Here is a 26,908-nt window from a genome sequence, read left to right as displayed (position 1 = left end):
ATATCTAAGTCGTATCTAAGTCGTATCTGAGCCGTACTTGCTCCGTACATTCTTCGCTCAGAGGTACTTCTGGACGAAGAAACTACGGATTTGGTACGGAGCAAGTACATCTCAGGTATTCTGTATGCAAGGATAGGATCTGTTTGTATAATATCTGTGTCAGAGGTATAGCCGGATACGCTACTAATACCTTTTTGCCTCGATTATTCTATAAAATGATCTTTTCGTTCTATCGGAAATAGCACATAAGCGCTACCTTTGAATGGCTGGATTCAGCTTGTTAGTATCCGGAAACTATCAGGAAGAACCGGTCTTATGGAAAACAGAAAATGATGTTTAATTAAAACTTTAAATCTTATGCAGGTAAATACAAAATTCCTCGTGTGTTCGCTTATATATATGGGGAGTCTTTCTGCGAATGCGGCGGGATCGTCTTCTTTGGCAAATGAAACGGTGCACGTATCTATCCTTTCGGTGGATCAAACAAAAAATGAACGGAACATTACAGGACGTATAATCGACGGAGATACCGGAGAGGCTCTTATTGGTGTCAGCATTCTGGTTAAAGGAGCCTCTATGGGTACGGTGACCGATGTTGATGGGAAGTTTTCATTGTCTGTGGCTACAGGAGATGTCTTGGAGATATCGTATATCGGCTATAAAAGCCAGTCGATAGTGATTGGCAATCAAAGTGTCTTGGATATCCGGATGATGTCCGATAACGAATTGTTGGATGAAGTGGTAGTGGTGGGCTATGGCTCTCAGAAAAAAGTGAATTTGACGGGTTCTGTTGCTACGGTTAATTTTGATGATAAGACCTTGTCGCGTCCCGTAACTACGCTTGCCTCTACTTTATCGGGTATGGTGGCCGGACTGAATGTGATGCAGACATCCAGTAAACCCAACTCGGAATCATCTACTCTGCGTATTCGCGGTACAGGTACTTTAAATGATTCTGCACCATTGGTGTTGGTCGATGGGATGGAGATGTCGCTGAATAATGTCAATCCTAATGATATCGCTTCCATTTCCATCCTGAAAGATGCCGCTTCGTGTGCTATTTATGGTAACCGGGGTGCTAATGGTGTTATTCTATTGACTACCAAGAAAGGTACGGACGGGAAAATCAACGTGACCTATTCAGGAAAATTCTCCTATAATACACCGGCTAATCTGATTCGCATGGTTTCAAACTATGCCGACTATATGGAATTTATCAATGAGGCTTCGGACAATGCAGGGCAGGCACAGGTATTTAGCCAAACTACCATTGATACGTGGCGTTCAGCGGCCAGCAATCCGAATGGAATATCCGAATCGGGCTACCCGAATTATGTGGCCTATCCGAATACGGACTGGTACGATGAGGTGTATAATCCGAAGTTGATGCAGGAACATTCTATTACGCTTACCGGTGCGGAAAAGAAAACCCGGTATAGCCTGAATGCCACGTACGTGGATAATCCCGGTCTGGTGGTAAATTCAGGAATGAAGAAATATTATATGCGCAGTAATCTGGAGTCGCAGGTCGCCAGTTTCCTAGCTGTGGGACTGAATGCATGGGGGTATCATGTCGATCAGGAAAGAAATAATGTTGATGATCTGAATGGTTTGCAAATGCAGAAAAGCACACCGGGAACCTATCCGTATTACGATGGGAAATATGGAGCTCCCGAAGCCCTCGAAGAAGATCCGGTAGTCAACAATCCGGTTTATTATCTGAATAGTGCGGGAGGCTCTTATAAAACAACGAAATTCTTTGTAAACCCTTATATTAAGATTGATTTCCTTAAGAACTTCCATTTGACTTCTAACTTCTACTACGATCATTATCGGCAGGAGAATCTGTGGCATTATTCCGATTATCAGGAAAGATTTTCATTCCAACGTGGAGAAACTATGAATGTTCCTCCTACTTCCGAATTGCTTGCGGAGTACCCTGTGAAATATTATATTGATGGAAATCAGAGCTGGAAAAATACTACCACCTTAAACTGGGGACAGATTTTCAAAGGTAAACACGATGTGGCAGCCTTAGTGGGCTATGAGGAATTCCGCAAATGGGCACGTACTACCGACATTAGTAAGAAAGGAATGCTTGATACCAGTCTTACAGACTTTGATGCATTGACGGAGCCTGATTATATCGATGGAAGCACTACAGAGTTTTCATCCCGTTCTGTCTTTGGTCGTGTTACTTATACGTATGATTCCCGTTACTTATTTGAGGCGAATGTCCGTTATGACGGTTCCTCCCGTTTTTCTCCGGAGAACCGCTGGGGTATATTCCCATCCTTCTCGGTAGGGTGGCGTTTGTCGGAAGAGAAATTCATGAAGAAGTTGAATTGGCTCGACAACCTGAAACTACGTGTTTCCTGGGGACAACTCGGAAATAACTCAATCGGTAACTATGAATGGCAGGCTGTTTATGCTACGGCTCCCCATTATGCCTTTGGCAACAAGGAGGTTCCCGGACTGGGCATGGGAAGTTTTTCCAACTACAACCTGGAATGGGAGACAACTACGGTAACCAACCTGGGTATCGACTTCTCTATGCTGAAAAACCGTTTGAGTGGAACAGTGGAGGTTTATAATAAGTTGACGGACGGTATCTTGTATAATCCGACTTTGTCACCTACTTTGTCTGGGTTCAGTTCTCCCCGACAGAATATTGCAGAGGTTACTAATAAGGGACTTGAAATAACCTTAGGTTGGAATGATCGGATCGGTTCTGTCTCGTACGGCATATCCGGAAACTTCTCTTACAACAAGAATGAAGTAACCAAATACAAAGGAAAACTTGTCCGCGGATGGCAGCAGAATGCGGATGGTAGTTCCACTTATTATACCAATCTGGGTGAGGTTTCAACAGGAGACTTGCAGCGTGTTTTGGAAGGGCACATGTTCAATGAATTTTATGTGCTGAACGTATATAAAGGCAATAGAAACTATTTTAATGCCGACGGTACGGTAAATCCGAAAGGGGGGCCTTCTGACGGAATGATCCGTACGGAAGATGATATGAAATGGTTGCAGGCCATGGCGGATGCCGGATATAAGTTCTATCCGAAACAGGGAATCGGCAAGAGTAATATCTGGTATGGTGATATCATTTATGCAGACTTGGATGGAGATGGCATTTATGGTGACGACGATGACAAGGATTTCCAGGGTTATTCTAAAACACCGAAGTATTACTTCGGTTTCCAGACAAACCTGTCATGGAAAGGCATTGACTTCTCTATGAACTGGGCTGGTGCTGCCGGATTCAAAATCAACTGGTATCAGTCTGGTGAGAATAGCAGTATAACCTGGTTTGGGTATGGAATGGGTAAAGATGTAGCTTATGACCATTACTTTTACGATCCTGAGAATCCGAATGACCCGCGGACAAATCTTACTTCGGCGAATCCCCGTCTCACCATGGATAAAGCAGCTCAGGTAAGTGTTTCCGGCCAGCATATTCTACATAATGGCAATTATCTGAAACTGAAGAATCTGACAGTCGGCTACACGCTCCCCAAAGATTGGGTACAGAAGGTGTGCATGCAAAATGTGCGTGTCTATGTTTCGGGAGAGAATCTGTTGACGATTACTAAGTTCAAAGGTATTGATCCTGAAATGATGAGTGGAGTGGGTTATGCTCCTATGAGACAATATGCTTTTGGTGTAAATGTTACTTTCTAAAATTAAATGGTATGAACAAGATTAATATAAACAGAAGAAGAAATCTGATGAAAACAATGGCCGCAGTGGTCCTTGTGGGAATGTCAACCGCAGGTTGCGTAGATATGGATTTGTCACCCAATGGAAAGCCGGCGGAAGGGAATGTATGGTCGACTCCTACCTTGGCGGAACAGACGATAGCGGGTGTGTATAATCAACTGTATGTGGATTATAGCGATGTTGCCAACGGATGGTTTGATATATGGTCCAGTACTATGGATTACGGTATAGGTATAGCTCCTACTTTCAATTTCTTATTTGCGACAAATTCTCCGAGCTCTGTTAAGGGGAGTTCTGCTCCCTGGCAAAGATTCTATAAGGGAATTATCAAGGCAAATGATGTGATTGGCAATCTGCCTACGGTCGAGGGATTTGATGAGACTAAAAGAAGCCGCTATATTTCAGAATGTATGTTTCTGCGTTGCTGGTGGTATTACAGGCTGAATATCTTGTATAATGGAGTTCCTTACTATAAAGATCCGATTAAGGATATTGATGAGGCAAAACTGGCACGTTCCACTCAGGATGAAGTCTGGGGATATATAGTGGATGATCTGACTTCCTGTATCAATAATCCGGATTTGCCGGATAAATACAGTTCGGATGATGCCAATTACGGGCATATTACAAAAGGTGCAGCCTATGCTTTAAGAGGCAAGGTATATCTGTGGATGAAAGAATGGAAAAAGGCGGCTGATGATTTTCAGGCAGTAAAGGATTGTGGATACACGCTCTATAAAGGTGCGGGTGAGGAGTCATACAAGAAACTGTTTAAGGTGGAAAATGAGCGTTGCGATGAAATGATATTCTCTTTGCAATGTCTGGACCATCCGGATTATACGCAGAAAAAGAACAGAGGTTTCGGTAACAGATGCTTGCCGCCTGACCCTTCAGGCAATGGATTGGGGTGGAATAATTATATTATAAACCCGCAGTTTGCCGAGTCTTACGAAAATAGAGACGGTAGTAAGTTCAATTGGGATGACATTATCCCCGGATATAATGATATGGGCATTGATAAGCGTATGGTGTATTTCCTGCGGAATAACATCACGGAGACTGAAAGAAAGAACGCAGTAGCTGCGGGGGCTGATATGTCCAAATATGATGCTTCCGGTAACGAGGAGAGGATTAAAAAAGCCTATGAAAACCGTGATCCGAGAATGGTAATGTCCGTTATAACCCCTTATGCCTCTTTTCTTGGTGGGGTTGAAGGAATTCCTAAAGAGTATGTGATGCGTTATCCTTTCCGTTCTTATACCACATATGGAGATTTGAAAACAGATACAAGTTTGAAGTTCTATTACTTAAACCGTAAGTTTGTGGGTGAAGGATTAGAGTTACCGAATATATATTCTGAATTGGATTTGCCGTTTATCCGTTATGCGGATGTTCTGTTGAATTGGGCGGAGGCATTGAATGAGTTGAATGATCTTCCCGGAGCCATAAGCAAAGTGAATGAGGTGCGTGAAAGGGCAGGAGCCCAATTACTGGGAACCAACGAATTTACTCAGGTTACAGGAAAAACAGATATGCACCAACGTATCATGAACGAACGCCATTGGGAATTAATAGGTGAAGACGTGATTTATTTCGATGAGATTCGCTGGAGAACCTGGAAAGATCTGAAGTTCTATAAGGACAAGGAAGGCAAGATGAATGGTATGACTCAGATATGGGGAACCAGAACTAATAATTATGCCTGGGGAGGAGATCATTACTGGAGTCTTCCGATACCGGCGAGAGAAATGCAAATGAATCCTAATATGGTGCAGAATCCGGGTTGGGATTGATGTGATTGAGTCTCTGCATACTTCATAATCTCTTTATAGGGGTTATGGAGTATATGTCGTTTTTATATGGTTATTAATTAAAATCAGATAGTTATGAATTTTAGAAAACATCTTTTTTCAGGAATCGCTCTCCAGGGAATAGGTTTGTCTTTGTTTGCACAGACAGATAAACCTAATATTGTAGTGATAATGACGGACCAGCAACGTGCCGATTTGTGTGGACGCGAAGGTTTTCCTATGGATATTACTCCATTTGTCGATGAATTGGCACATCAGAACGCTTGGTTCGATAAAGCGTATACGGTTATGCCGGCCAGTACTCCTGCACGTTGTTCCATGTTTACCGGCCGTTTTCCAACTGCAACTCATGTACGTACCAATCACAATGTGCGTGACATTAATTATGCGAAAGACTTGGTAACTGTTCTGAAGGAGAATCATTATAAAACAGCTTTAGTAGGTAAGAATCATGCTTATCTGAACTCAAAGGATATGGATTTCTGGTCTGAATATTCCCACTGGGGGAAGAATAAGCCGGTGACAGAAGGAGAGCGTGCTATTTCCAAATTCTTTAAAGAGGCAGTCGGACAGTATCTGGAACCTTCGCCTATACCTTTGAAAGATCAGCAACCTACGAGAATTGTGGATGAGGCTATAGAATGGATAGATAGCCAGAAGGACAATCCGTTCTTTGTATGGGTTTCATTCCCTGAACCGCATAATCCGTATCAGGTTTGTGAACCTTATTACTCAATGTTTGCACCGGATAAGATTCCGGCTGTGAAGACTTCACGTAAGGATGTATTGAAGAAGGGAGAAAAGTATCAGATTCTGGCGGAACTGGAAGACGCCTCTTGTCCTGATCTTGAAAGAGACCTGCCTCGGTTGCGTGGAAATTATATGGGGATGATTCGTCTCATTGATGATCAGATCAAACGCTTGGTTGAGGATCTGAAGGAAAAGGGACTATTCGAGAAAACTATCATCGTTGTTCTGTCCGATCATGGAGATTATTGCGGTGAATACGGACTAATTCGTAAGGGAGTAGGCTTGTCTGAGTCTCTAACCAGAATACCGATGGTTTGGGCAGGCTATCGGATAAAGAAGCAACCTAAAGCTATAGATGCGCATGTTTCGTTGGCCGATCTTTTCCCTACTTTCTGTACTGCGATAGGTGATTCAATACCGGTAGGTGTTCAGGGACGGAGTTTGTGGCCTATGTTGACGGGTAAAGAATATCCGAAAGAAGAGTTCTCAAGCGTTGTTGTACAGTTAGGTTTTGGCGGAGAAGATGTTCCTTTGGACGATAACTTGACTTTTGAGCAGGAAGGTGCGCTGGGACCCAATAAAGTGGCTCATTTTGACGAACTGAATACATGGACTCAAAGTGGAACTTCCCGAATGGTACGTATGGGTGACTGGAAACTGATTATGAATAGTTATGGAAAAGGGGAACTGTACAATTTGAAGAAAGATCCGTATGAAATTAATAATTTATTTGGAAATCCCAAGTTGATAGATAAGCAGAGCGAGTTGCTGACAAAATTGTTGGCCTGGGAATTGCGTTTGCAAGACCCGTTGCCATTGCCAAGACACCGTTATCATTTTAAGCGGAACCCCTATAACTATCATTTTACTGACTAATGAAGAATGTATTCAGGTTGTGTTAATAGAGCATTATCAAAATAGAATTGTATGAAAAAGAATTTATTTCTTGTCTGTTTGTTTATGTTTGGAACATTGGCATCTTGTCAATGTTCCTCTAAAAAGAGTGCTGACAATGCTGTTGTCAATGCCACTGAAACACCTGTGCCTTTGGGCGATCCGTTCATTTTGCTGCACGATGGAGTATACTATGCCTATGGTACGCATTCGAATAAAGGAATTGAATTTTATACCTCCGATGACTTGCTGGCCTGGAAGTATGGAGGGTTGGCATTGAATAAGGAAGATTCCTGGGCGGACCGTTGGTTCTGGGCTCCTGAGATTTATTTTGTAAATGGGAAATTCTATATGTATTATTCGGCAGATGAACATATCTGTGTAGCGGTTGCGGACTCTCCCACGGGACCGTTTGTTCAGGATAGGAAGGAGCCGATGATTGCTGATGAGAAGTGTATTGACAATTCTCTGTTTATAGATGATAACGGTACGCCTTATTTATCTTTTGTACGTTTCAATGACGGTAACAACATTTGGATAGCAGAGTTGGAAAAGGATTTGATTACTATCAAGAAGGAGACAATGCATCCTTGTCTCCATGTAACTCAGGAATGGGAGAAAGTCTGGCCTCGCGTGAATGAAGGTTCCTATATTCTTAAGCATAATGGGATTTATTATATGTCTTATTCGGCTAATAGTTATGAAAGTCCATTTTATGGTGTAGGCTGTGCTACGGCTACCGATCTGATGGGTACATGGACGAAGTATGATGAAAACCCTTTATTGCAAAAGCCCGGTAAGCTGGTTGGAGTGGGGCATAGTGCTATGTTTACGGATAAAGCCGGTAAACTTCGCATAGTCTATCATGCTCATAAAGATAAGGATAACATTCATCCGCGTGCCATGTACATCGGAGAAGTTTCGTTTGAAAATGTCGATGGAGTGGATCGCATGAGAATTAGTGAAGAGTATATAACCCCTAAACTTGTGAAATGAGGATTGTTTTGAGTCACAGAACTTCGATGAAAAGGGCTATTTTTATCGAAGTTCTGTTATAAACCATTGTTTGGTTGATTCTCTTAAATCTTAAAGGGACGATATTTCTATTTATTGAAATGTTTCTTTTATTGTTTATCGTCAAATTGGGCTATATTTGACGTATGAATCTATAAAAAGCACGAAAATGAAGAAAAGAATAATAGCCCTTATTAGTTTTCTTTGCTATATCATTTGCTGGGTACAAGCAGCAGATGAACATTACTATTTCAAAAACCTCAGTATTCAGGATGGGTTATCCCAGACTACAGTCAATGCAATTATGCAGGACAAGAAGGGATTTATGTGGTTTGGTACCAAGGGTGGTCTGAGCCGATACGATGGGATGTCATTCCGGAACTTTAAGCGTGATATGACTGATAATCATAGTTTGGGAAACAATTTCGTGACTTGTCTTTATCAGGACAATAAAGGGAATATCTGGGTTGGTACAGATGCCGGGGTGTATATTTATTATTCTGACCAGGAGATTTTTATTCCATTTGACCGTTTGAGTGGGGAGAATACAAAGATAGAGCGGACTGTCTTTGCTATTTCGGGAGATAAACAGGGCCGGGTATGGATAGCGGTCGAAACACAGGGACTCTTCTGTTATGAGCCGCAAAAAGGTCAACTTCATAATTATACATTGAATGAGTTCTCAGCCAATGTACAGAGCGTTGCCTTTGATAATAGTGGAACAATCTGGGTAGGATTTTATGGCAATGGCCTGTTCTATTCCAAGGATAATTTAAAAACGCTTCACCCTTATCTTTCCCCGAAGGATAGTGATGAGGTTTTTAAGGATGATGTTATTATGAAGATTGTTCCGGGAGCATATAATTGTATCTATATAAGTTCCATAAGAAAGGGAGTGCAGGAGTTGAATCTGACTTCCGGTAACCTGAGAAATTTGCTGTTGATGGATGAAACCGGTGAAATGGTATATAGCCGTGACCTGTTGGTAAATTCGGATAATGAACTGTGGATAGGAGCTGAATCGGGAGTTTATATCTACAATCTTCGTACGGACAAGTATGTGCATCTGCATGGTTCTAAGGATGATCCTTATTCGTTGTCCGATAATGCCGTTTATTCGTTGTGCGAGGATCGTGAAAGTGGCATCTGGGTAGGTTCATATTTTGGGGGAGTAGATTATTATCCGAAATCCTATACTTATTTTGAGAAGTATTATCCGAAAGATGGGGACAATAATTTGCAAGGTAAGCGGGTTCGTGAGTTTTGTCAGGATAATAAGGGCGTATTATGGATTGGTACCGAAGATGGTGGTTTGAACCGTTTTGATCCGAGAACCAAGACCTTCTCATTCTTTGCACCCAGTTCCGGGTTTACGAATATTCATGGGCTCTGTATGGTGGGTGATAAGTTGTGGGTTGGAACTTTCTCTAAAGGTTTGAAAATTGTAGATACTAATACCGGTAATATCCTGAAGACCTACCAGAAAAATGATTCTCCGCATTCATTAATTGATAACAGCATCTTTGCTATTTGCAGAACAACGACTGGTGATATTTATTTGGGAACGATGTTCGGTCTGTTAAAATACAATGAGCAAACGGATGATTTTGAAAGGATTACAGAACTGGCAGGCAGGTTTGTATATGATATAAAGGAGGATTCGGGCGGTAACCTGTGGCTGGCAACCTATGCGAATGGCGCTTATTGCTATAATGTGAATGAAAAGAGATGGAAAAACTATGTGCACAATGAGGGTAATCAAGAGAGCCTTCCTTATAATAAGGTTTTGAGTATTTTTGAAGACTCCCATCGCCAGATCTGGCTGACTACGCAGGGAGGTGGTTTCTGTCTGTTTCATCCTGAAACGGAGACTTTTACCAGCTATAATTCATCCAACGGATTGCCTAATGATGTCGTTTACCAGATCGTAGAAGATGCGGAGGGTCTGTTCTGGTTGACTACGAATAGTGGGTTGGTACGTTTTAACCCTGTAACTAAACAGGTGAAGGGATATACTACGGCCAATGGATTGCTTGGTGATCAATTTAACTACCGTTCCAGTTATAAGGATGAAGCCGGTAACATTTATCTGGGTAGTATTGATGGCTTTATTGTATTTAATCCTAAGACATTTACAGAGAATAAGAACCTGCCGCCGGTGGTGATTACCGATTTTATGCTGTTTAATAAAGAAGTTCGTGCCGATGAAGAGAATACTCCTCTTGATAAGAGCATTACTTTCTCGGACAGCATTACCCTTCAAGCTAATCAGAACTCATTTTCCTTCCGTATTGCAGCCCTGGGTTATCAGGTGCCGAAAATGAATAAATTGATGTACAGATTGGATGGCTTTGATAAGGACTGGATAACTGTGGGGGAAAGCCCTATTGTGACTTATTCCAATCTGTGGCATGGTGATTATCAGTTTCGTGTGAAAGCGTCCAATAGTGATGGTATTTGGGGACCTGAAGAACAGTTGTTATATATCCATATCCGTCCTCCTTTTTATCTTTCCATCTGGGCTTATTGCATTTATTTATTGTTGTTTATTGTTTGCTTTGTATATACTTTCTGGTATTTCAAGCAACGTAGCAGCAGGCAGCACCGTCGTCAGCTTGAGAAGTTCGAACAGGAGAAAGAACGTGAGATTTATAATGCCAAGATAGATTTCTTTACGAACGTAGCACATGAAATCCGCACTCCGCTGACATTGATAAAAGGACCTTTGGAGAATATTATTCTGAAAAAGCATCTGGATCCGGAAACTCATGAGGATCTGAACATCATGCAGCATAATACGGAAAGGTTGCTGAACCTGACGAACCAACTTCTGGATTTCAGAAAGGTAGAGAGTCAGGGATACAGTCTGAACTTTACTAAATGTGATATTACTAATGTTTTGAGAGAGACTTATATGCGATTTAGTTCCCTTTCGCGCCAGAAAGGTCTCGACTTTACATTGGAGTTGCCGGATGAAAACTTCTGTGCGCATGTCAACCGTGAAGCTTTTACGAAGATTGTAAGTAATCTTTTAAATAATGGAATGAAGTATGCTGATAGTTATATGCATATAAAGCTGGAGGTAGATCAGGAAAAACAGGCTTTCTATGTGGTGACTAAGAACGACGGAGTAATCATTCCTGATGAGATGAAAGAGGAGATCTTTCAGCCTTTTGTCCGTTTTAGCCAGAAGGAAGAGGGAAAGGTTACTACAGGCGCAGGTATCGGTTTGGCTCTTTCCCGTTCGTTGGCAGAGCTCCATCGTGGTACTTTGGTCATGGTTCAGGGAGAAGAAGCGAACATTTTCCGCTTGACACTTCCTATCATCCAGGATATGGTCATAGCTCTGGATTCTGATGTAGAGAATAAAGATGCAGAGTTGCAAGCGGAAACATCCGGTGAATCCTATCCGGATGATAAATTGGAAGGGAAACATTCGAAAGAAAGCAAACATATGGTTTTGGTTGTAGAAGACAATCCGGAAATGCTCGCTTTCATCGAACGTCAGTTATCGTCTCAATATGCTGTAATCACCGCTACCAATGGTAAAGAGGCTTTGGAAGCTTTGGATAGTAATTTCGTAAATCTGGTGGTGAGTGATGTCGTTATGCCGTTGATGGATGGTTTTGAACTTTGCAAGACTATAAAATCGAATGTAGGTTATAGCCATATTCCTATTATACTTTTAACTGCAAAGACAAATATCCAGTCTAAGATTGAGGGAATGGAACTGGGAGCGGACTCTTATATTGAAAAGCCTTTTTCACCGGAATATCTCCTGGCTGTGGTTTCCAATCTGATAAATAACCGGGAGAAGCTTCGCAGGGATTTTGCTAAATCTCCTTTTGTTGCGGTCAATACAATGGCATTGACTAAGGCTGATGAAGAATTTATCAAAAAACTGAACGAAATAATTCTTTCTAACCTGTCAAACCAGGAGTTCAGTATGGATGATATGGCAGAGAGCCTGAATATGAGCCGTTCCAGTTTCTATCGTAAGATGAAGGGAGTATTAGACTTGAGTCCCAATGAGTATTTACGCATAGAACGTTTGAAGCGTGCCGCCCAATTATTGAAAGAAGGTGAGAGCCGTATCAATGAAATCTGTTATATGGTCGGGTTCAATTCTTCTTCTTATTTCTCTAAATGCTTCCTGAAGCAATTCGGGGTACTTCCGAAGGATTTTGCCGGCTAAAGGGGGCATCCGGAATTTCCGGTGTATGAGTTATGGAAGTCTTGAACGTCTTTCTTTTTTCTGTTCGTTTTGCATCTATATGTCGGTGGCGTTGGATATATAGATACAACGTATTGGATATATAGATGCAACACATTGGATATATAGATGCAATACGTCCGATATATAGATGCTGCACGCCCTGTCTATACAACTAATTGCCGGGACAGTTTAAACTCATGCGACGCTCCGGCTAAAGTAAGTAAGAAGTAACTTGTGCAAAGAAATGAGATTTTTCAGCAAGCTCAGCATGACGGAGTGAACAAATTCATTGATGACTGATATTTAGTGGCTTTATTTGGAATAAAATTGTGGCTTTTATGCGATTTTGAGATGTTTTTTCTATTTATTGGAATGCTTATTTCGTATTGAGAAGATACTGTGCGCTATCTTTGTAACCGTCTCATAAGAGATTATACCATGATAACAATTATGTGTTTCTTAATGTCTAATAAATAAAGAATTAACCTTATGTGTAAGAAGTCGTTATTATTGCTGTTTTTACTTCCTTTTCAGTTCGTGTTCGCTCAAACAAGTTTATTGACCGATTTTCCTGAGGGATATACCCCTAAAGAAGTCGGTAAACGTCTTGCATATCATTTTGTAGATGGAAAGCACATGCTTCATATTGGAAAGTGGATTAGTTATCCGGAAACTTTTACCTGGAATGGAGGGCTAAAGTTTGCTGCACTTACCAATGATCAGGAACTTGTGAAGCTTTTGCAGAACAGATTTGAACTTCTGTTCACAACAGAAAAGGCTTTATTGCCTATCATGAATCATGTGGATGTAAATATGTTCGGTAGCTTACCTTTGGAACTGTATAAGATTACAAAGGACCAACGCTATCTGGATTTGGGTCTTCCTTATGCCGATACTCAATGGCAACTCCCTGCAAACGCCAAACCGAAAGAAAGAGAATGGGACCAGAAAGGTTATTCCTGGCAGACCCGTTTGTGGATTGACGATATGTACATGATTACTATTGTGCAGACTCAGGCTTACAGAGTTACAGGTGATCGTAAATATATAGACCGTGCTGCAAGAGAGATGGTGATGTATCTGGACGAACTGCAATGTCCGAATGGCCTTTTCTATCATGCTCCGGATGTTCCTTTCTATTGGGGAAGAGGTAATGGATGGATGGCTGCCGGTATGGCCGAATTGTTGAGCAGCTTGCCCGAAGACAGTGAATATCGTCCACGTATTCTGCACGGTTACCGTACCATGATGAAAAGTCTGAAGAAATATCAGTCTTCAAACGGTTTGTGGCATCAGTTACTGGATCATCCTGATTGTTGGCTCGAAACCTCGGGATCTGCCATGTTTACCTTTGCTTTCATTAAAGGAGTGAAGAATGGTTGGTTGGATGCCAAGGAATATGCACCCGCTGCCCGCAAAGCATGGATGGCTATGGTGAGATACATAGATGAAAATGATAATGTGAAATCTGTTTGCGAGGGTACCAATAAGAAGAACGACAAACAGTATTACTATGATCGCAAACAAAATGTAGGTGATTATCATGGACAAGCTCCTTACCTCTGGTGTGCCGTTGCACTTTTGGAGGAATAAGATAGCATTACTTTAATAATCTCATATCGAAAATCTATTTATACTTATAAGATGAACATAAGCAGTTGGGTGAAGGCCCTTACCTTTGTTGTACTGTTGTTTTCCTATTCGACAGTAGTAACCGGACAAACCAAAGTAAATGATGTCAGAGACTCTGAACGCCTCTGGCTCGACTCGGAAATTACCCATAATGGAGACTATCAGTGGAAAATGATAAAGGCAGGAGATGTAGCAGATCCTGGAGAAAAGGTATCATTGTCAGATTACCCGACCGCGAACTGGTTGCCTGCCATTGTGCCCGGTACAGTTCTGAATTCATTGGTACATAACCGTAAATATCCGGAACCTTATTACGGAATCAACAATAAGATCGAATCCAAATTAATACCGGATATCTCTGAAACCGGTCGTGACTTTTATACCTATTGGTTCCGGACTGAATTTACAGTTCCCAAATCATTTGAAGGAAAACATGTCTGGTTGCAAGTGGATGGTATCAACTATCGTGCCGAAGTATGGGTGAATGGAAATCTGCTCAGTACTATTAAAGGTATGTTTATGCAGGATTATATTGACGTGACTGACTTTGTGAAGATAGATAAGGCTAACGCATTGGCTATAAAAGTATATCCGGTTGATGTCCCCGGCAGTGCCAAACCCAAATCCTGGGGTGCAGTGGGTGAGTTCCACAATGGTGGAAACGGAAATATCGGATTGAACACTACTATGCTGATGACTGTAGGCTGGGATTTTACTTTCATGGATGGTATCCGCGACCGTAATACGGGTATCTGGAAAAACATCTCTCTCTATGCTACCGGTAAAGTAGCATTACGTCATCCTTTTGTGAAGTCCGAACTGCGTAAACCTGGTTATGACCAGGCACGTGAGTTCATTTCTGTGGAAGTTGTAAATCCTACTACCGGATTTAGTGGAATTAATTGTACGGTAAGAGGTGAGATTACAGGTGAAAATATAACTTTCGAGAAAAAGCTTAAAGTTTTGCGTGGAGAAGAGAAAATCTTGTCTTTTTCTCCGGATGAATTTCCTCAATTAGTGATTAACTCTCCTCGTTTGTGGTGGCCTGTGAACAAAGGTCCTCAAAACCTGTATGAGTTGAAAATGACCGTATCCATCGATGGAGTAGTTTGCGACTCGGTTAAAACAAAATTCGGTATTCGTGAGATTACTTCCGATACGAATACGCCTGATAAGTCACGTGTCTTTTATGTCAATGGCAAGCGTCTCTTTATCCGTGGAACGAACTGGATACCGGAAGCTATGTTGAGAACTTCTGACGAGCGTACATATGCCGAACTGCGATATAGCCGTCAGTCGGGTGTCAATCTCTTACGCATGTGGGGAGGTGGCATTGCCGAATCCGATTATTTCTTCCAGTTGTGTGATGAGATGGGACTGCTGGTATGGCAGGAATTCTGGATGACGGGTGATACACGCCATCCGAACGATAAGGGCAATTATCTGGATAATGTGGCATCTACTGTGAAACGTATCCGCAATCATCCTTCTCTGGCTTATTATGTAGCCTCTAATGAAAGTACCGAGGTTACAGGTACCCCTGAATTATTGAACAAGCTGGACGGTACGCGAGGATATCAGATGCAGTCAGAATGTGCCGGAGTGCATGATGGAAGTCCGTATAAGCAGGTGAATCCGATGCAGCATTATGAAAATACGGCATCTCCGCGTGGAAGCCGTGTCGATGGTTTCAATCCGGAGTATGGTGCGCCTACACTTCCCACAGTGGAGATTCTTCGTGAGATGATGGATGAAAAAGATCTCTGGCCTATCAATAAAGAGGTGTGGGATTACCTGGATGGAAATGGTTTCCACTTGATGACTACCATGTATACTGATTTGGTGAACAACTATGGAAAGTCATCCTCTATTGATGAGTTTGCTCAGAAAGGACAACTGTTGGGTGCCATTAACTCAAAGAGTATCTGGGAAGTGTGGAATTACAATAAGTTGGATTATGGTGATCGCTTCTGTTCCGGACTCTTGTTCTGGTATCATAACTGCTCCATGCGTCAGGTATCTTCCCGTATGTGGGATTGGTCTTTGGAACCCACTGCTTCTTTGTACCATACAGCCAATTCATTGGAGCCACTACATGCCCAGTTCGATTATCTGAAGAATACAGTGTCTGTGGTGAACGATTATTATCGCTCTTTTAATAATTACAAAGTGATAGCACGGGTATATGATATCAATAGCCGGAAGGTATTTGAAGAATCTGCTTCCGTGAATCTTCCGGAAGATGGAGTAGCCAATGATGTACTGACCATCCGTTTTCCTGAAAACATCTCTCAGGTTCACTTTATCAAGCTGGTGCTGAAGGATGAGAAGGGTAAAGACGTTTCTTCCAACTTTTATTGGAGATCAAATGATAAGTATGAAGGCAGTAAGACTCTGACCGGTCCTGCATCTTCAGGATTTGAAGACTTGAGTAAGCTGAAAGCGGCTAATGTGAAGCTTTCCTATAAAGCGCGTCAAGCAGACGGTCGCTATTTCGTAGACATTACATTGAAGAATACCTCCGGTGGTATCGCTTTCTTTAATCAATTGCAATTCCTCGATTCCAAGATGAGTCCGATACGCCCGTCGTTTTATTCGGATAACTTCTTCTCTCTGGTTCCGGGTGAAAAGAAAACTGTCACCATTGAAACGGCGGAAGAAAAGTTGACTGAGGGAGCTGTTCTGGTATTGAAGGGTTGGAATGTAACTACTCAGAAGTATAAACTCAAATAAAAAATAACGTGAAGAGATTCCATATTCTTACTGTTTTGTTGCTGCTCAGCTGGGGGATATCCGCTCAAAATCATTTTGATATTGTGGTGGTAGGCGGTAATCCCGGTGGCATAATGGCGGCGATTGCAGCGGCCCGGCAAGGCAAGACCTCAGTTATTCTGGAACGTACCCAGCATATTGGAGGACTTCCGGCCAACGGACTGGGAGCTACTGATATTGCTACCCGGGAGGCAACTACCGGTCTGTTCATGGAGTTTACTTCCAGAATCAAGCAATACTATGCAGAACGTTATGGAAAGAACTCTCAGCAGCTGAAGGATTGCAGTGACGGCTTTCATTTCGAACCGTCTGTTGCAGCCTCTATCTATCAGGATATGCTGAACGAACATAAGGATAAAATTACCGTGCTTCTTATGCGGCAGTTCGATGCTGAAGATCAGAATATCACTCTCAGAAACGGGCGCATTGAAAGCATCTGTATACTGAATCGTGAGAATGGAGAGAAAGAACTTTATCAGGGTGACATCTTTGTGGATGCCACTTATGAAGGTGATCTGGGTGCTGCGGCAGGTGTGCCTTTCCGCGTAGGTAGGGAAAGCAAAGCCGAATTCGGAGAACCCGGAGCTGGAAGAACCTATGAATACTGGAAAAGTCTGCCAGCCAGTGGTAGCACAGGAGAGTCTGATAATGCAGTCCAGGCATATAACTATCGCCTTTGCCTGACTAATGATCCTGATAATCGTGTTCTCTTTCCGAAGCCGGCATCGTATAACAGGAACGAATATGTCTCACTGATTGAAGATGTATGGACCGGAAAGAATACTCAACGGGCCATGCTGAAAGTGACCGGTGAAATGATGGAAGAAAACCGTCGTCATATCGCTGGCGGTAACCAGACTAAACTGCCAGGAGACAGTTGGGGAATCAGAAAACTGAGCAGTATCGTGAAACTGCCTAATCAGAAGACAGATGGCAATAATCAGCACGCTGCATTTATCTCTACTGATCTGCCGGAAGAGAACTGGCCTTGGCCTACTTCTTCCTGGGAGTGGAGGGATAAGTTTGCCAAACGTCTGAAAGATTATACATTGGGTTTATTCTGGTTTGCCCAGAATGATCCGGAATTGCCGGAGCATTTCCGTAAAGCAATGCTAGAATGGGGATTGGCTAAAGACGAATATCAGGATAATGAATATTTTCCCCGCCAGGTCTATGTACGTGAAGGAAGACGCTTTGAGGGAGTTTACTTCTTTACAGCTAAGGATGCTTTACCCACTGCACCGGGCAAACGCCCGCCTTTGCATGGCAGTAGCGTGACAGCCAGCCATTATGCACTCGATTCGCATGCTGCCAGAAAGCGGGAAGCCGGAAGAGTACATTTGGATGGATTTGTCAGCTACCCTACAGCAGTGTATACGGTGCCCTTGGGCGTGATTCTACCCCGGAATGTAGATAATCTGCTATTACCTGTACCTGTATCCGGTTCACATATCGGATTCTCCACATTGCGTATGGAGCCATGTTGGATGGCATTGGGGCAGGCGGCAGGTATCGCTGCTTCGTTGGCTATTGACCGTAAAGTTGCTGTTCAGGATGTGGATATGTCCATATTGCAGGATCTGCTGATTGACCAGAAAGCAACGCTGATTTACTTTCGTGACTTGCGTCCGGAAAATACAGGTTTCCATTTGGCTCAATATATGGGATTGAGAGGGTATTTGCCCGGATGGGATGCGGATTTGCAAGGAATGGTCGATGAAAAGACGTTGCAGGACTGGAGTACATTATGTGGGTTTAAGCCCCGGGCTGTTCCCGGAAAAACAACCAGATTGGAAGTATTGACTGAGATTTATAAACATATTCGTCAATAAAACGATAACTTTAACCATGCAAAACATAGATATTAAGATGAAGTTAAAACTCATAGTCGGTTTGATAGGAGTGCTGTCATTGAGTAGTTTTTCTACTCTGCCTTCTTCAGATGATACCGATAAGAAAGAACAGGAGAACTGGGTAATTGGCCCATTCCACCGTCCTGAAGGTGTCAATCCTGTACTCACTCCACAGCCTACCTCTTTCTATTGTCCGATGCGAAAGGAACAGGTGAAGTGGGAAGAAAGTGATATTTTCAATCCTGCTGCCACGGTGAAAGATGGAAAGATTGTCGTGCTCTATCGTGCTGAAGATAACTCGGCACAAGGCATTGGGAAGAGAACTTCCCGTATCGGGTATGCCGAAAGTGTGGATGGAGTGATTATGGAGAGATTCGACAGCCCGGTACTTTTCCCCGGTGGAGATGATTTTGAGAGTATAGAGTGTCCGGGTGGTTGCGAAGATCCGCGAGTGGCAATGACCGAAGACGGATTATACGTGATGCTTTATACGGCGTGGAACCGGAAGACTCCCCGTCTTGCAGTAGCTACCTCCAGAGACTTGAAGAACTGGACCAAGCACGGTCTTGCTTTTGAAAAAGCGTATGACGGGCGTTTCGCCAGAATTGCTACCAAGTCAGCCTCTATGCTTACCAAGGTGAAAGGTGGAAAACTGGTTCTCGATAAAGTAGATGGTAAGTACTTCATGTATTGGGGAGAATATGCCGTGCATGCAGCTACTTCCGACAATCTTACAGACTGGTATCCTGTGCTGGATGAGAACAACGAATTGTTGAAAATAGCCAGGCCGCGTAACGGATACTTCGACAGCCAGATGACTGAATGTGGGCCTCCTGCTATTCGTACCAAACAAGGCATCGTATTGATGTATAATGGTAAGAATGATAAAAAGAGAGGCGATGCAAATTATCCGGCAGGTGCTTACTGCGCTGGTCAGCTCCTGCTTGATTCCGAAGATCCTTATAAAGTATTGGGCCGTTTAGACAAGCCTTTCTTCATGCCCGAAGCTTCTTTTGAGAAGAGCGGGCAGTATAAGGACGGAACCGTGTTTATCGAAGGATTGGCCTATTATAAGAAGAAGCTATATCTTTATTACGGCTGTGCAGACTCCAAAGTGGCGGTAGCCGTGTGCGACGACACCAAGAAACTATTGAAAGTGAAGTAATATCAACGGATATTCCAGAGAAAGTAAATTATTGTAATGTTTAATAGATAGAATTCAAATTGTTATGTACAAGAAAGTATTCGCATTCTTATTTTTATTATCGTCTTTCCAGTTGCTAATCGCTCAGACTAGTCTTCTGAAGAATTTTCCCGAAGGGTATACTCCCGATGAAATCGGCAGACGTATTGCCTACCGTTTTGTAACCGAGAAACATGCATTGCATGCCGGAAAATGGATTGGTTATCCTGAAACCTTCTATTGGAACGGTTCTCTTAAATATGCGGCGGCGGCCAAAGACAAAGCGCTCATCAAACTTTTGCAAGCCAGATTTGAGCATCTGTTTACTACCGAAAAGGAGTTGTTGCCCATCAAGAATCATGTCGATCTGAATATGTTCGGAAGTTTGCCTCTGGAGCTTTATTGGGTGACGAAGGATGAACGCTACAAAGAACTGGGATTGCCTTATGCCGATACCCAATGGGAAGTTCCCGAAGATGCCAAACCAAGTGAGAAGGAATGGGTAGAGAAGGGCTATTCGTGGCAAACACGTCTTTGGATTGACGATATGTACATGATTACCATTGTACAGACACATGCCTACAAAGTGACCAATGATAGCAAATATATAGATCGTGCAGCCAAAGAGATGGTGATGTATCTGGATGAATTGCAACGTCCCAACGGTCTCTTCTATCATGCACCGGATGTGCCTTTCTATTGGGGACGCGGAAACGGATGGATGGCAGCAGGTATGGCAGAATTACTTCGTTATTTGCCCAAGAAGCACAAAGACCGTCCCCGCATTATGGAAGGTTACCTGACTATGATGAAAAGTCTGAAGGAATATCAGAACCCGGAAGGTCTGTGGAATCAGTTGCTCGATGATCCTGAATGCTGGACTGAAACATCGGGTTCTGCCATGTTTACTTTCGCTTTTATTACAGGTGTAAAGAACGGATGGTTGGATGCCAAAGAATATGCTCCGGCAGCGCGCAAGGCATGGATGGCTTTGGTGACTTACCTTACCGAAAAAAATCAGGTGAGAGAAATCTGTGTCGGTACCAACAAGAAGAACGACAAGCAATACTATTATGACCGTCCGCGCCGTACCGGTGATTTTCATGCACAAGGACCTTACCTTTGGTGTGTGGTTGCCCTGATGGAGAAGTAACTTATAAATTATCAATAAATAAACCATGAGTATTTTTAAATCTGTTTTATTAGGAGGCATGTTGCTGCTGAGTTCTTCAGTGGCGTTGGCTCAGGTTTCGCTATCGCAAAATAGTAGCGGATCCAACGTATTCAGTCTCGTAGGCAAGAAGGATAAAGCCTGCGTGTACTATGACGCACAAGATTTTGAAGTTGTAAAAACAACGGCGGGACTATTTGCGAATGATGTGAAAGAGGTGAGTGGACAAATCCTAGGCGTTGCTACTACCAAGGAAGCTCCTCAGAAGAATTGTATTATTGTCGGAACCTTGGGGCATAATGAATGGATTGACCAGATGATTGCAAAGAAGAAACTGGATGTGGAAACTTTGAAGAATCGTTGGGAAAGCTATCTGGTACAGCTCGTTCGTAATCCGCTTCCTGGTGTAGACAAGGCATTGGTTATTGTGGGTAGCGACCGCAGAGGTGCTGCTTACGGATTGTTGTCTGTGTCGAGGACTATCGGTGTATCTCCCTGGTACTGGTGGGCAGACGCTCCCATTGTAAAGAAGGATCAGTTACACCTGAAAGTAGATAAATATATATCTAAAGAGCCTACTGTGAAATATAGAGGTATCTTCATCAACGATGAAGACTGGGGGCTCTACCGTTGGTCTAAGAGAAACTTCGAGAAAGAAGTGGGTAATTTCGGTCCCCGGACTTACGCTAAGGTTTGCGAACTGTTGCTCCGTCTCCAGGCCAACTATTTGTGTCCGGCCATGCATGATGCATCTATGGCATTTCACCGCATTCCCGAGAACAGAGTGGTTGCAGACCGCTTTGCCATCATCATGGGTTCTTCTCATTGTGAACCGTTATTGTTTAATACCGCAAGTGAATGGAAACGTGATAAAATGGGTGAGTGGGACTACATCAATAATAAAAAAGGTGTAGACAGCGTGTTGAATGCACGCGTGAAGGAATGTGCTCCCTTTGAAAATGTATATACGCTGGCATTGCGCGGACTGCATGACAGAGCCATGAATGCAAGCAATGATATGGGCGACAGAAAAGATATGCTTCAGGAGGCTTTGATGGCCCAAAGACAGATGTTGATTGATGCCATCGGTAAACCGGGTGAAGAGATTCCCCAAGCATTTACTCCCTATAAAGAAGTGCTGGATGTATATGACGAAGGTCTGGAATTACCGGATGACGTAACAATCATCTGGCCGGATGACAACTATGGTTATATGAAACGTTTGAGCAGTCCGAAGGAACAGAAACGTTCGGGTCGTTCGGGTGTGTACTACCATTCTTCTTATCTTGGCAAGCCTCACGATCATCTTTGGATGAACACGGTTTCTCCTACATTGATGTATGAAGAACTTCGTAAAGCGTATGATGCAACGGCGGATCGCATCTGGTTGCTGAATGCCGGTGATATCAAATCCTGTGAGTTCGCTGTAGATTATTTCCTGACAATGGCTTTCGATATTGATGCTTTTAACTTTGAAAGGGCAGCCAACTACCGTACTGAATGGTTGTGTGGTATGTTGGGCGACCAATACCGTAACGAATATCAGGATGTGGTTAATTCTTTCTATAAGCTGGCTTTCGCACGTAAACCCGAATTTATGGGGTGGGGTTACCAATGGACTACTGATAAGCATGGGAGAGAACGGAATACGGATACGGATTTCTCACTTACCAACTATCGTGAGGTAGACAATCGTTTGAATGAATACCGCCGTATTGGAAGCACCGTAGAGAAGATCCTAAACAATATGTCGGACGAGAAACAGAAAGCATGTTTCTACCAGTCACTGTATTATCCGGTGAAAGGGTGCGAATTGTTGAACAGAATGATACTGGACGGACAAAGAAACCGCTGGTATTCTATTCAGCAGAGAGCATCAACCAAAGAACTGGAGAAATCAGCGAAAGCCTGTTATGATAGTCTGGAAATAATTACCAACGGCTATAACTCGTTGCTTGGCGGTAAGTGGAATCATGTGATGACGATGAAACAGGGATTTGCTGCCGCTTATTTTGAACTTCCGAAATTGAGAGACGTTGAATTGGCTCCTACTGCTTCTTTAGGCGTAATGGCCGAAGGTGAAGCTGTGCTGAAAGGCCTTCAGAGTTTCCACTCATTGCCATGTTTTAACACTTACTTGCGCCAGTCCTATTATGTAGATGTATTCAACAAGGGCGCTACTCCGCTGAAATGGAAAGCTGCTGTAACAAATGACTGGATTTTGGTTAGCAAGAAATCTGGAGAGACAGCTACTGAAGATCGTATTGAAGTTTCTATCGACTGGGCAAAAGTCCCTGCCGGTGAAAGAATACTAGGAACACTGGATATCACTTCTGATCGTGGTGAGAAGGAAAGTGTCTATATCTCCGTCTTTAACCCTACCTCTCCTTCATTGGCCGAAATGGATACGCTGTTCGTTGAAAACAACGGATATGTTTCGATAGATGCGGCAAGTTTCCACCGTAAAGTGGAGAATGATGCCATTAAGATGATTATTATTCCGAACCTGGGATGCGAGAATACAGCTGTACAGTTGGGTAATCCTATTGCTCCGGCGCAACGTACCGCAGGACGTAATACACCGCGTCTGGAATATGATTTCTATACGTTTGAGCAGGGATCGGTAGACGTTTATACGTATGTGCTGCCTACATTCCCCATCAGCAAGGACAGAGGATATGCCGGACATGAAGCAACCAATGTTGAAACCAAATATGGTGTATGTATAGACGAAGGTCCGGTAATGACTCCATCTACTTCTTCTTTCGAATATGCACAGATATGGTATGAAAGCGTATTGAAGAATTGCAGAATCAACAAGACCACTCTCCATATCGATAAACCGGGTAAGCATACGGTGAAAATCATCTGTGGAGATGCTGGAACAGTTCTGCAAAAGGTTGTGTTGGACTTTGGCGGTATGAAGCGTTCCTATATGGGACCGCAACCTACCAGAAACGAACAAGAGGTTGCTAAATAAAAGCCATTGTGAACGGTGAATAGAATTACTTCCTTGCTTGAATAGCTGGAAATTCTTTAAAATCAATAGTACCATGATGAAGAAGTTGATACTTATCCTTTGCATTTTGCAGGGTGTCCTGTTGTCACTGCAAGCGCAGGGTGAACAGCAGAATATTGCTTATACTGATAACAATGTACGGTTTACGGTCATATCGGATGGAACACTCCGTTTGGAGTATGCTCCGGATGGAAAATTTGTAGACGACAAGTCTTTTATTGCAGTAGACCGTTTATATCCGCAGGTTGATTACAAACTGAAGACAAGGGGAGCATGGATTGAAATAACCACCTCCAAGATGAAAATGCGTTATAAAAAAGACAGTGGGTGGTTTACGGACAATAATCTGATAATCGAAGCTGTAAAGGGAGCATTCCCCTTCACCTGGAAGCCCGGAATGCAACAGAAAGGCAATCTGAAAGGCACATATCGCACTCTTGATGGGATGGACGGTGATACACAGACTCAAACTTGGGTGTCTGATACGAAGAAAGGAGATAAACTGAAACTGGAAGACGGCTTGTTGGCAACTGATGGCTGGTCGCTCATTGACGATTCCCGCGGACTTTTGTTTGATAATGATCCAGACTGGGACTGGGCTAAGGAACGCCCCGCTAATGAAGGGCAAGACTGGTACTTCATGGCTTACGGGCATGATTATAAGCAGGCCTTGAAAGACTATACTCTTTTTGCCGGCAAGATGCCGTTGCCTCCTCGTTACGCATTTGGCTATTGGTGGTCGCGTTATTGGCTGTATTCTGACAAAGAGTTCCGTAATCTGATTGATAATTTTCATACTTATCAGATACCTTTGGACGTGTTAGTGGTAGATATGGACTGGCATTATACCGAGAAAGGTAAGGGAGGCTGGACCGGCTGGACTTGGAACAGGGACTTATTTCCGAATCCTCAGGGTTTCTTGAAATACCTGAAACAGAATAACGTGAAAGTGACACTCAACCTGCATCCGGCAGACGGAGTGGCCGCTTATGAAGAGAAATATCCGGAGATGGCTAAGGACATGGGTGTAGACCCGGCTACAAAGCAGACGATCCCTTGGATAAATTCAGATAAGAAGTTCATGAAGAATATGTTCAAGAATATCCTGGCTCCCATGGAAAAAGACGGAGTGGACTTCTGGTGGCTGGACTGGCAGCAGGGAATGTTCGACTCAAAGATGAAGAATCTGAGTAATACCTGGTGGATTAACTATGCATTTTTCAGCGATATGGAGCAACGCCGGGAGACACGTCCGATGCTCTACCACCGCTGGGGAGGATTGGGAAACCATCGTTATCAGGTAGGGTTCTCGGGTGATGCTGTGATTTCATGGAAGTCACTTGATTTCCAACCCTATTTCAATTCTACTGCTTCCAACGTGTTGTACGGCTACTGGAGTCATGATCTGGGCGGACATATCGGTAGCCAGATAGATCCCGAAATGTATACCCGCTGGCTACAATTCGGAGCATTAAGTCCGATTATGCGTACTCACTCTCAGAAAGGGGCTAAGCTGAATAAAGAACCCTGGGTGTTCGATAAGGAATATTGTGATATCATCCGTGAAACGATTCGCCAACGCTATGTGATGGCTCCTTATATCTACACCATGGCCCGTAAGGGGTATGACGATGGATTGTCTCTTTGCCGTCCGATGTATTATGATTATCCGGAGAACAAAGAAGCTTATGACTTTGGTAATGAGTATATGTTTGGAGATGACATTCTGGTTGTACCGGTCACTACTCCGGCTAAGGATGGTTATGCACAGGTACGTGTATGGTTGCCGGAAGGAGAATGGTACGAATGGCATACGGGAGCTTTACTGGAAGGTAACCGGATTGTAGAACGCTCTTTCGCCATTGATGAATATCCAATTTATGTAAAGGCGGGTGCCATACTTCCTTTGTATCTGGAGAATGTGATGAACCTTAACAATAATGACGAAGAGATAGCGGTGACGGTGTTTCCCGGTGGAAGCGGTACAACGGCATTTAATTTGTATGAAGATAACGGAAATGATAAGAATTATGCATCCGAGTATGCCGTGACTAAGCTGACTTCTGCCCGTAGTGGTAATGAGCAAACGATTGTTATCGGCAAGCGCAAAGGTGGCTATAAAGATATGCCTCTTGCCCGTCCGTTCACGGTGAAAGTGCTTTCATCCCTGCTTCCCCAGTCCGTCACGGTAAATGGAGTCCCAGCAGAATACAGATACTCGGTTGAAGACTTTGCATTGCTGGTAGATTTGCCGGAATTGCCTTGTAACCAGGAAAAAGTGATTAAGATCATTTATCCGTCCGGGAAGGTGGATATGAACGGACTTTTGGGGGCATCCAAAAGAGTAGCCCGGTCTATGGAACAACTGAAGTATCGTAATTCGTATATTGTCTTTAAAGAAGAGTTCGGCAAAATGGGAAGTCTGAATGAGGCTGTGATGTATGCTCCGTCAGAAACGCCCGCTTTGATCGCTGATTTCTGGAAGAGTTATCATGAATTGCCTTCCGTATTGGAACGGCAGGGCTTGAAGAGCGAGCAGGCGACATGGTTCCTGCAATCAGTTTGCTGGGGTGAAAAGTAACTCCGGATGTGTCCGGAATAGGAGTTACTGAATGAGGTATCAGTGGTTTGCTTGTTGGTATTTATGGAATCGGATAATACTCTTTGCTTCTTTTGTAACTATTTGATTGACAGTAGGCAAAAGTGCTCTATAATGAGGTAACGACTGAATAGGGATGAAGTAACGAGTGAATGGCAATGAAGTAACGACTGATATAGGTTAAGGTAACGACTGTTTCATAACGTAGGATCGCTGTAAATGATTCTGTAAATTAATGATGAAAGCGCACATAGTGCCGAATATTAAA

General features: G+C 43.1%; 12 protein-coding genes. All 12 read left to right on the top strand.

All coding sequences use genetic code 11. The annotated features are described in order from the left end of the window. Nucleotides 1-357: 357 nt before the first annotated feature. The 12 genes from BN161_RS16325 to BN161_RS16270 all read left to right on the top strand — a co-directional run bounded on the left by BN161_RS16325 (nt 358) and on the right by BN161_RS16270 (nt 26,622). Complete coding sequence (locus BN161_RS16325) at nt 358-3,687, top strand: SusC/RagA family TonB-linked outer membrane protein (protein WP_044268188.1); 3,330 nt, start codon at nt 358-360, stop codon at nt 3,685-3,687. Between the two features lie 11 nt (nt 3,688-3,698). Next, on the top strand, nt 3,699-5,519 hold the full coding sequence (locus BN161_RS16320) for a RagB/SusD family nutrient uptake outer membrane protein (RefSeq protein WP_044268186.1): 1,821 nt from the start codon (nt 3,699-3,701) through the stop codon (nt 5,517-5,519). Between the two features lie 93 nt (nt 5,520-5,612). Then, nucleotides 5,613-7,163 carry a sulfatase family protein gene (locus BN161_RS16315; RefSeq protein ID WP_044268184.1) on the top strand — a complete coding sequence of 517 codons (1,551 nt, stop codon included), beginning with the start codon at nt 5,613-5,615 and terminating at the stop codon, nt 7,161-7,163. 51 nt (nt 7,164-7,214) lie between these two features. After that, entirely contained in the window at nt 7,215-8,177 is a 963-nt protein-coding gene (locus BN161_RS16310) for a glycoside hydrolase family 43 protein (protein ID WP_044268180.1), read from the top strand. 187 nt (nt 8,178-8,364) lie between these two features. After that, complete coding sequence (locus BN161_RS16305; protein WP_044268178.1) at nt 8,365-12,390, top strand: hybrid sensor histidine kinase/response regulator transcription factor; 4,026 nt, start codon at nt 8,365-8,367, stop codon at nt 12,388-12,390. Nucleotides 12,391-12,900: 510 nt separating this feature from the next. Further along, entirely contained in the window at nt 12,901-14,004 is a 1,104-nt protein-coding gene (locus tag BN161_RS16300; protein WP_044268175.1) for a glycoside hydrolase family 88/105 protein, read from the top strand. A 51-nt stretch (nt 14,005-14,055) separates the two neighbouring features. Next, a complete protein-coding gene (locus tag BN161_RS16295; RefSeq protein ID WP_044268172.1) occupies nt 14,056-16,776 on the top strand; it encodes a glycoside hydrolase family 2 protein in 2,721 nt (906 codons plus the stop codon). Nucleotides 16,777-16,784: 8 nt separating this feature from the next. Continuing rightward, on the top strand, nt 16,785-18,647 hold the full coding sequence (locus BN161_RS16290; RefSeq protein WP_044268169.1) for an FAD-dependent oxidoreductase: 1,863 nt from the start codon (nt 16,785-16,787) through the stop codon (nt 18,645-18,647). A gap of 37 nt (nt 18,648-18,684) precedes the next feature. Beyond that, a complete protein-coding gene (locus tag BN161_RS16285) occupies nt 18,685-19,833 on the top strand; it encodes a glycoside hydrolase family 130 protein (protein ID WP_044268253.1) in 1,149 nt (382 codons plus the stop codon). A 64-nt stretch (nt 19,834-19,897) separates the two neighbouring features. Beyond that, nucleotides 19,898-21,004 (top strand): glycoside hydrolase family 88/105 protein, encoded by a 1,107-nt coding sequence (locus BN161_RS16280; protein ID WP_044268164.1) that lies wholly within the window; start codon nt 19,898-19,900, stop codon nt 21,002-21,004. Between the two features lie 25 nt (nt 21,005-21,029). Further along, nucleotides 21,030-24,002, top strand: a complete 2,973-nt coding sequence (locus BN161_RS16275; protein ID WP_044268162.1) for a glycosyl hydrolase 115 family protein — start codon at nt 21,030-21,032, stop codon at nt 24,000-24,002. A 73-nt stretch (nt 24,003-24,075) separates the two neighbouring features. Continuing rightward, a complete protein-coding gene (locus tag BN161_RS16270) occupies nt 24,076-26,622 on the top strand; it encodes a glycoside hydrolase family 31 protein (protein ID WP_044268250.1) in 2,547 nt (848 codons plus the stop codon). The last annotated feature ends 286 nt before the right edge of the window (nt 26,623-26,908 follow it).

The sequence above is a fragment of the Bacteroides timonensis genome (genome assembly GCF_000513195.1).
In the GTDB taxonomy this organism is placed as follows: Bacteria; Bacteroidota; Bacteroidia; order Bacteroidales; family Bacteroidaceae; genus Bacteroides; species Bacteroides timonensis.
This window is presented reverse-complemented; position numbering and strand designations above follow the sequence as displayed.

Coding starts and splice junctions, on each gene's coding strand:
- BN161_RS16295 (WP_044268172.1), top strand. CDS start 14,056: ATGAACATAAGCAGTTGGGTGAAGGCCCTTACCTTTGTTGTACTGTTG.
- BN161_RS16270 (WP_044268250.1), top strand. CDS start 24,076: ATGATGAAGAAGTTGATACTTATCCTTTGCATTTTGCAGGGTGTCCTG.
- BN161_RS16300 (WP_044268175.1), top strand. CDS start 12,901: ATGTGTAAGAAGTCGTTATTATTGCTGTTTTTACTTCCTTTTCAGTTC.
- BN161_RS16275 (WP_044268162.1), top strand. CDS start 21,030: ATGAGTATTTTTAAATCTGTTTTATTAGGAGGCATGTTGCTGCTGAGT.
- BN161_RS16280 (WP_044268164.1), top strand. CDS start 19,898: ATGTACAAGAAAGTATTCGCATTCTTATTTTTATTATCGTCTTTCCAG.
- BN161_RS16305 (WP_044268178.1), top strand. CDS start 8,365: ATGAAGAAAAGAATAATAGCCCTTATTAGTTTTCTTTGCTATATCATT.
- BN161_RS16320 (WP_044268186.1), top strand. CDS start 3,699: ATGAACAAGATTAATATAAACAGAAGAAGAAATCTGATGAAAACAATG.
- BN161_RS16315 (WP_044268184.1), top strand. CDS start 5,613: ATGAATTTTAGAAAACATCTTTTTTCAGGAATCGCTCTCCAGGGAATA.
- BN161_RS16285 (WP_044268253.1), top strand. CDS start 18,685: ATGAAGTTAAAACTCATAGTCGGTTTGATAGGAGTGCTGTCATTGAGT.
- BN161_RS16310 (WP_044268180.1), top strand. CDS start 7,215: ATGAAAAAGAATTTATTTCTTGTCTGTTTGTTTATGTTTGGAACATTG.
- BN161_RS16325 (WP_044268188.1), top strand. CDS start 358: ATGCAGGTAAATACAAAATTCCTCGTGTGTTCGCTTATATATATGGGG.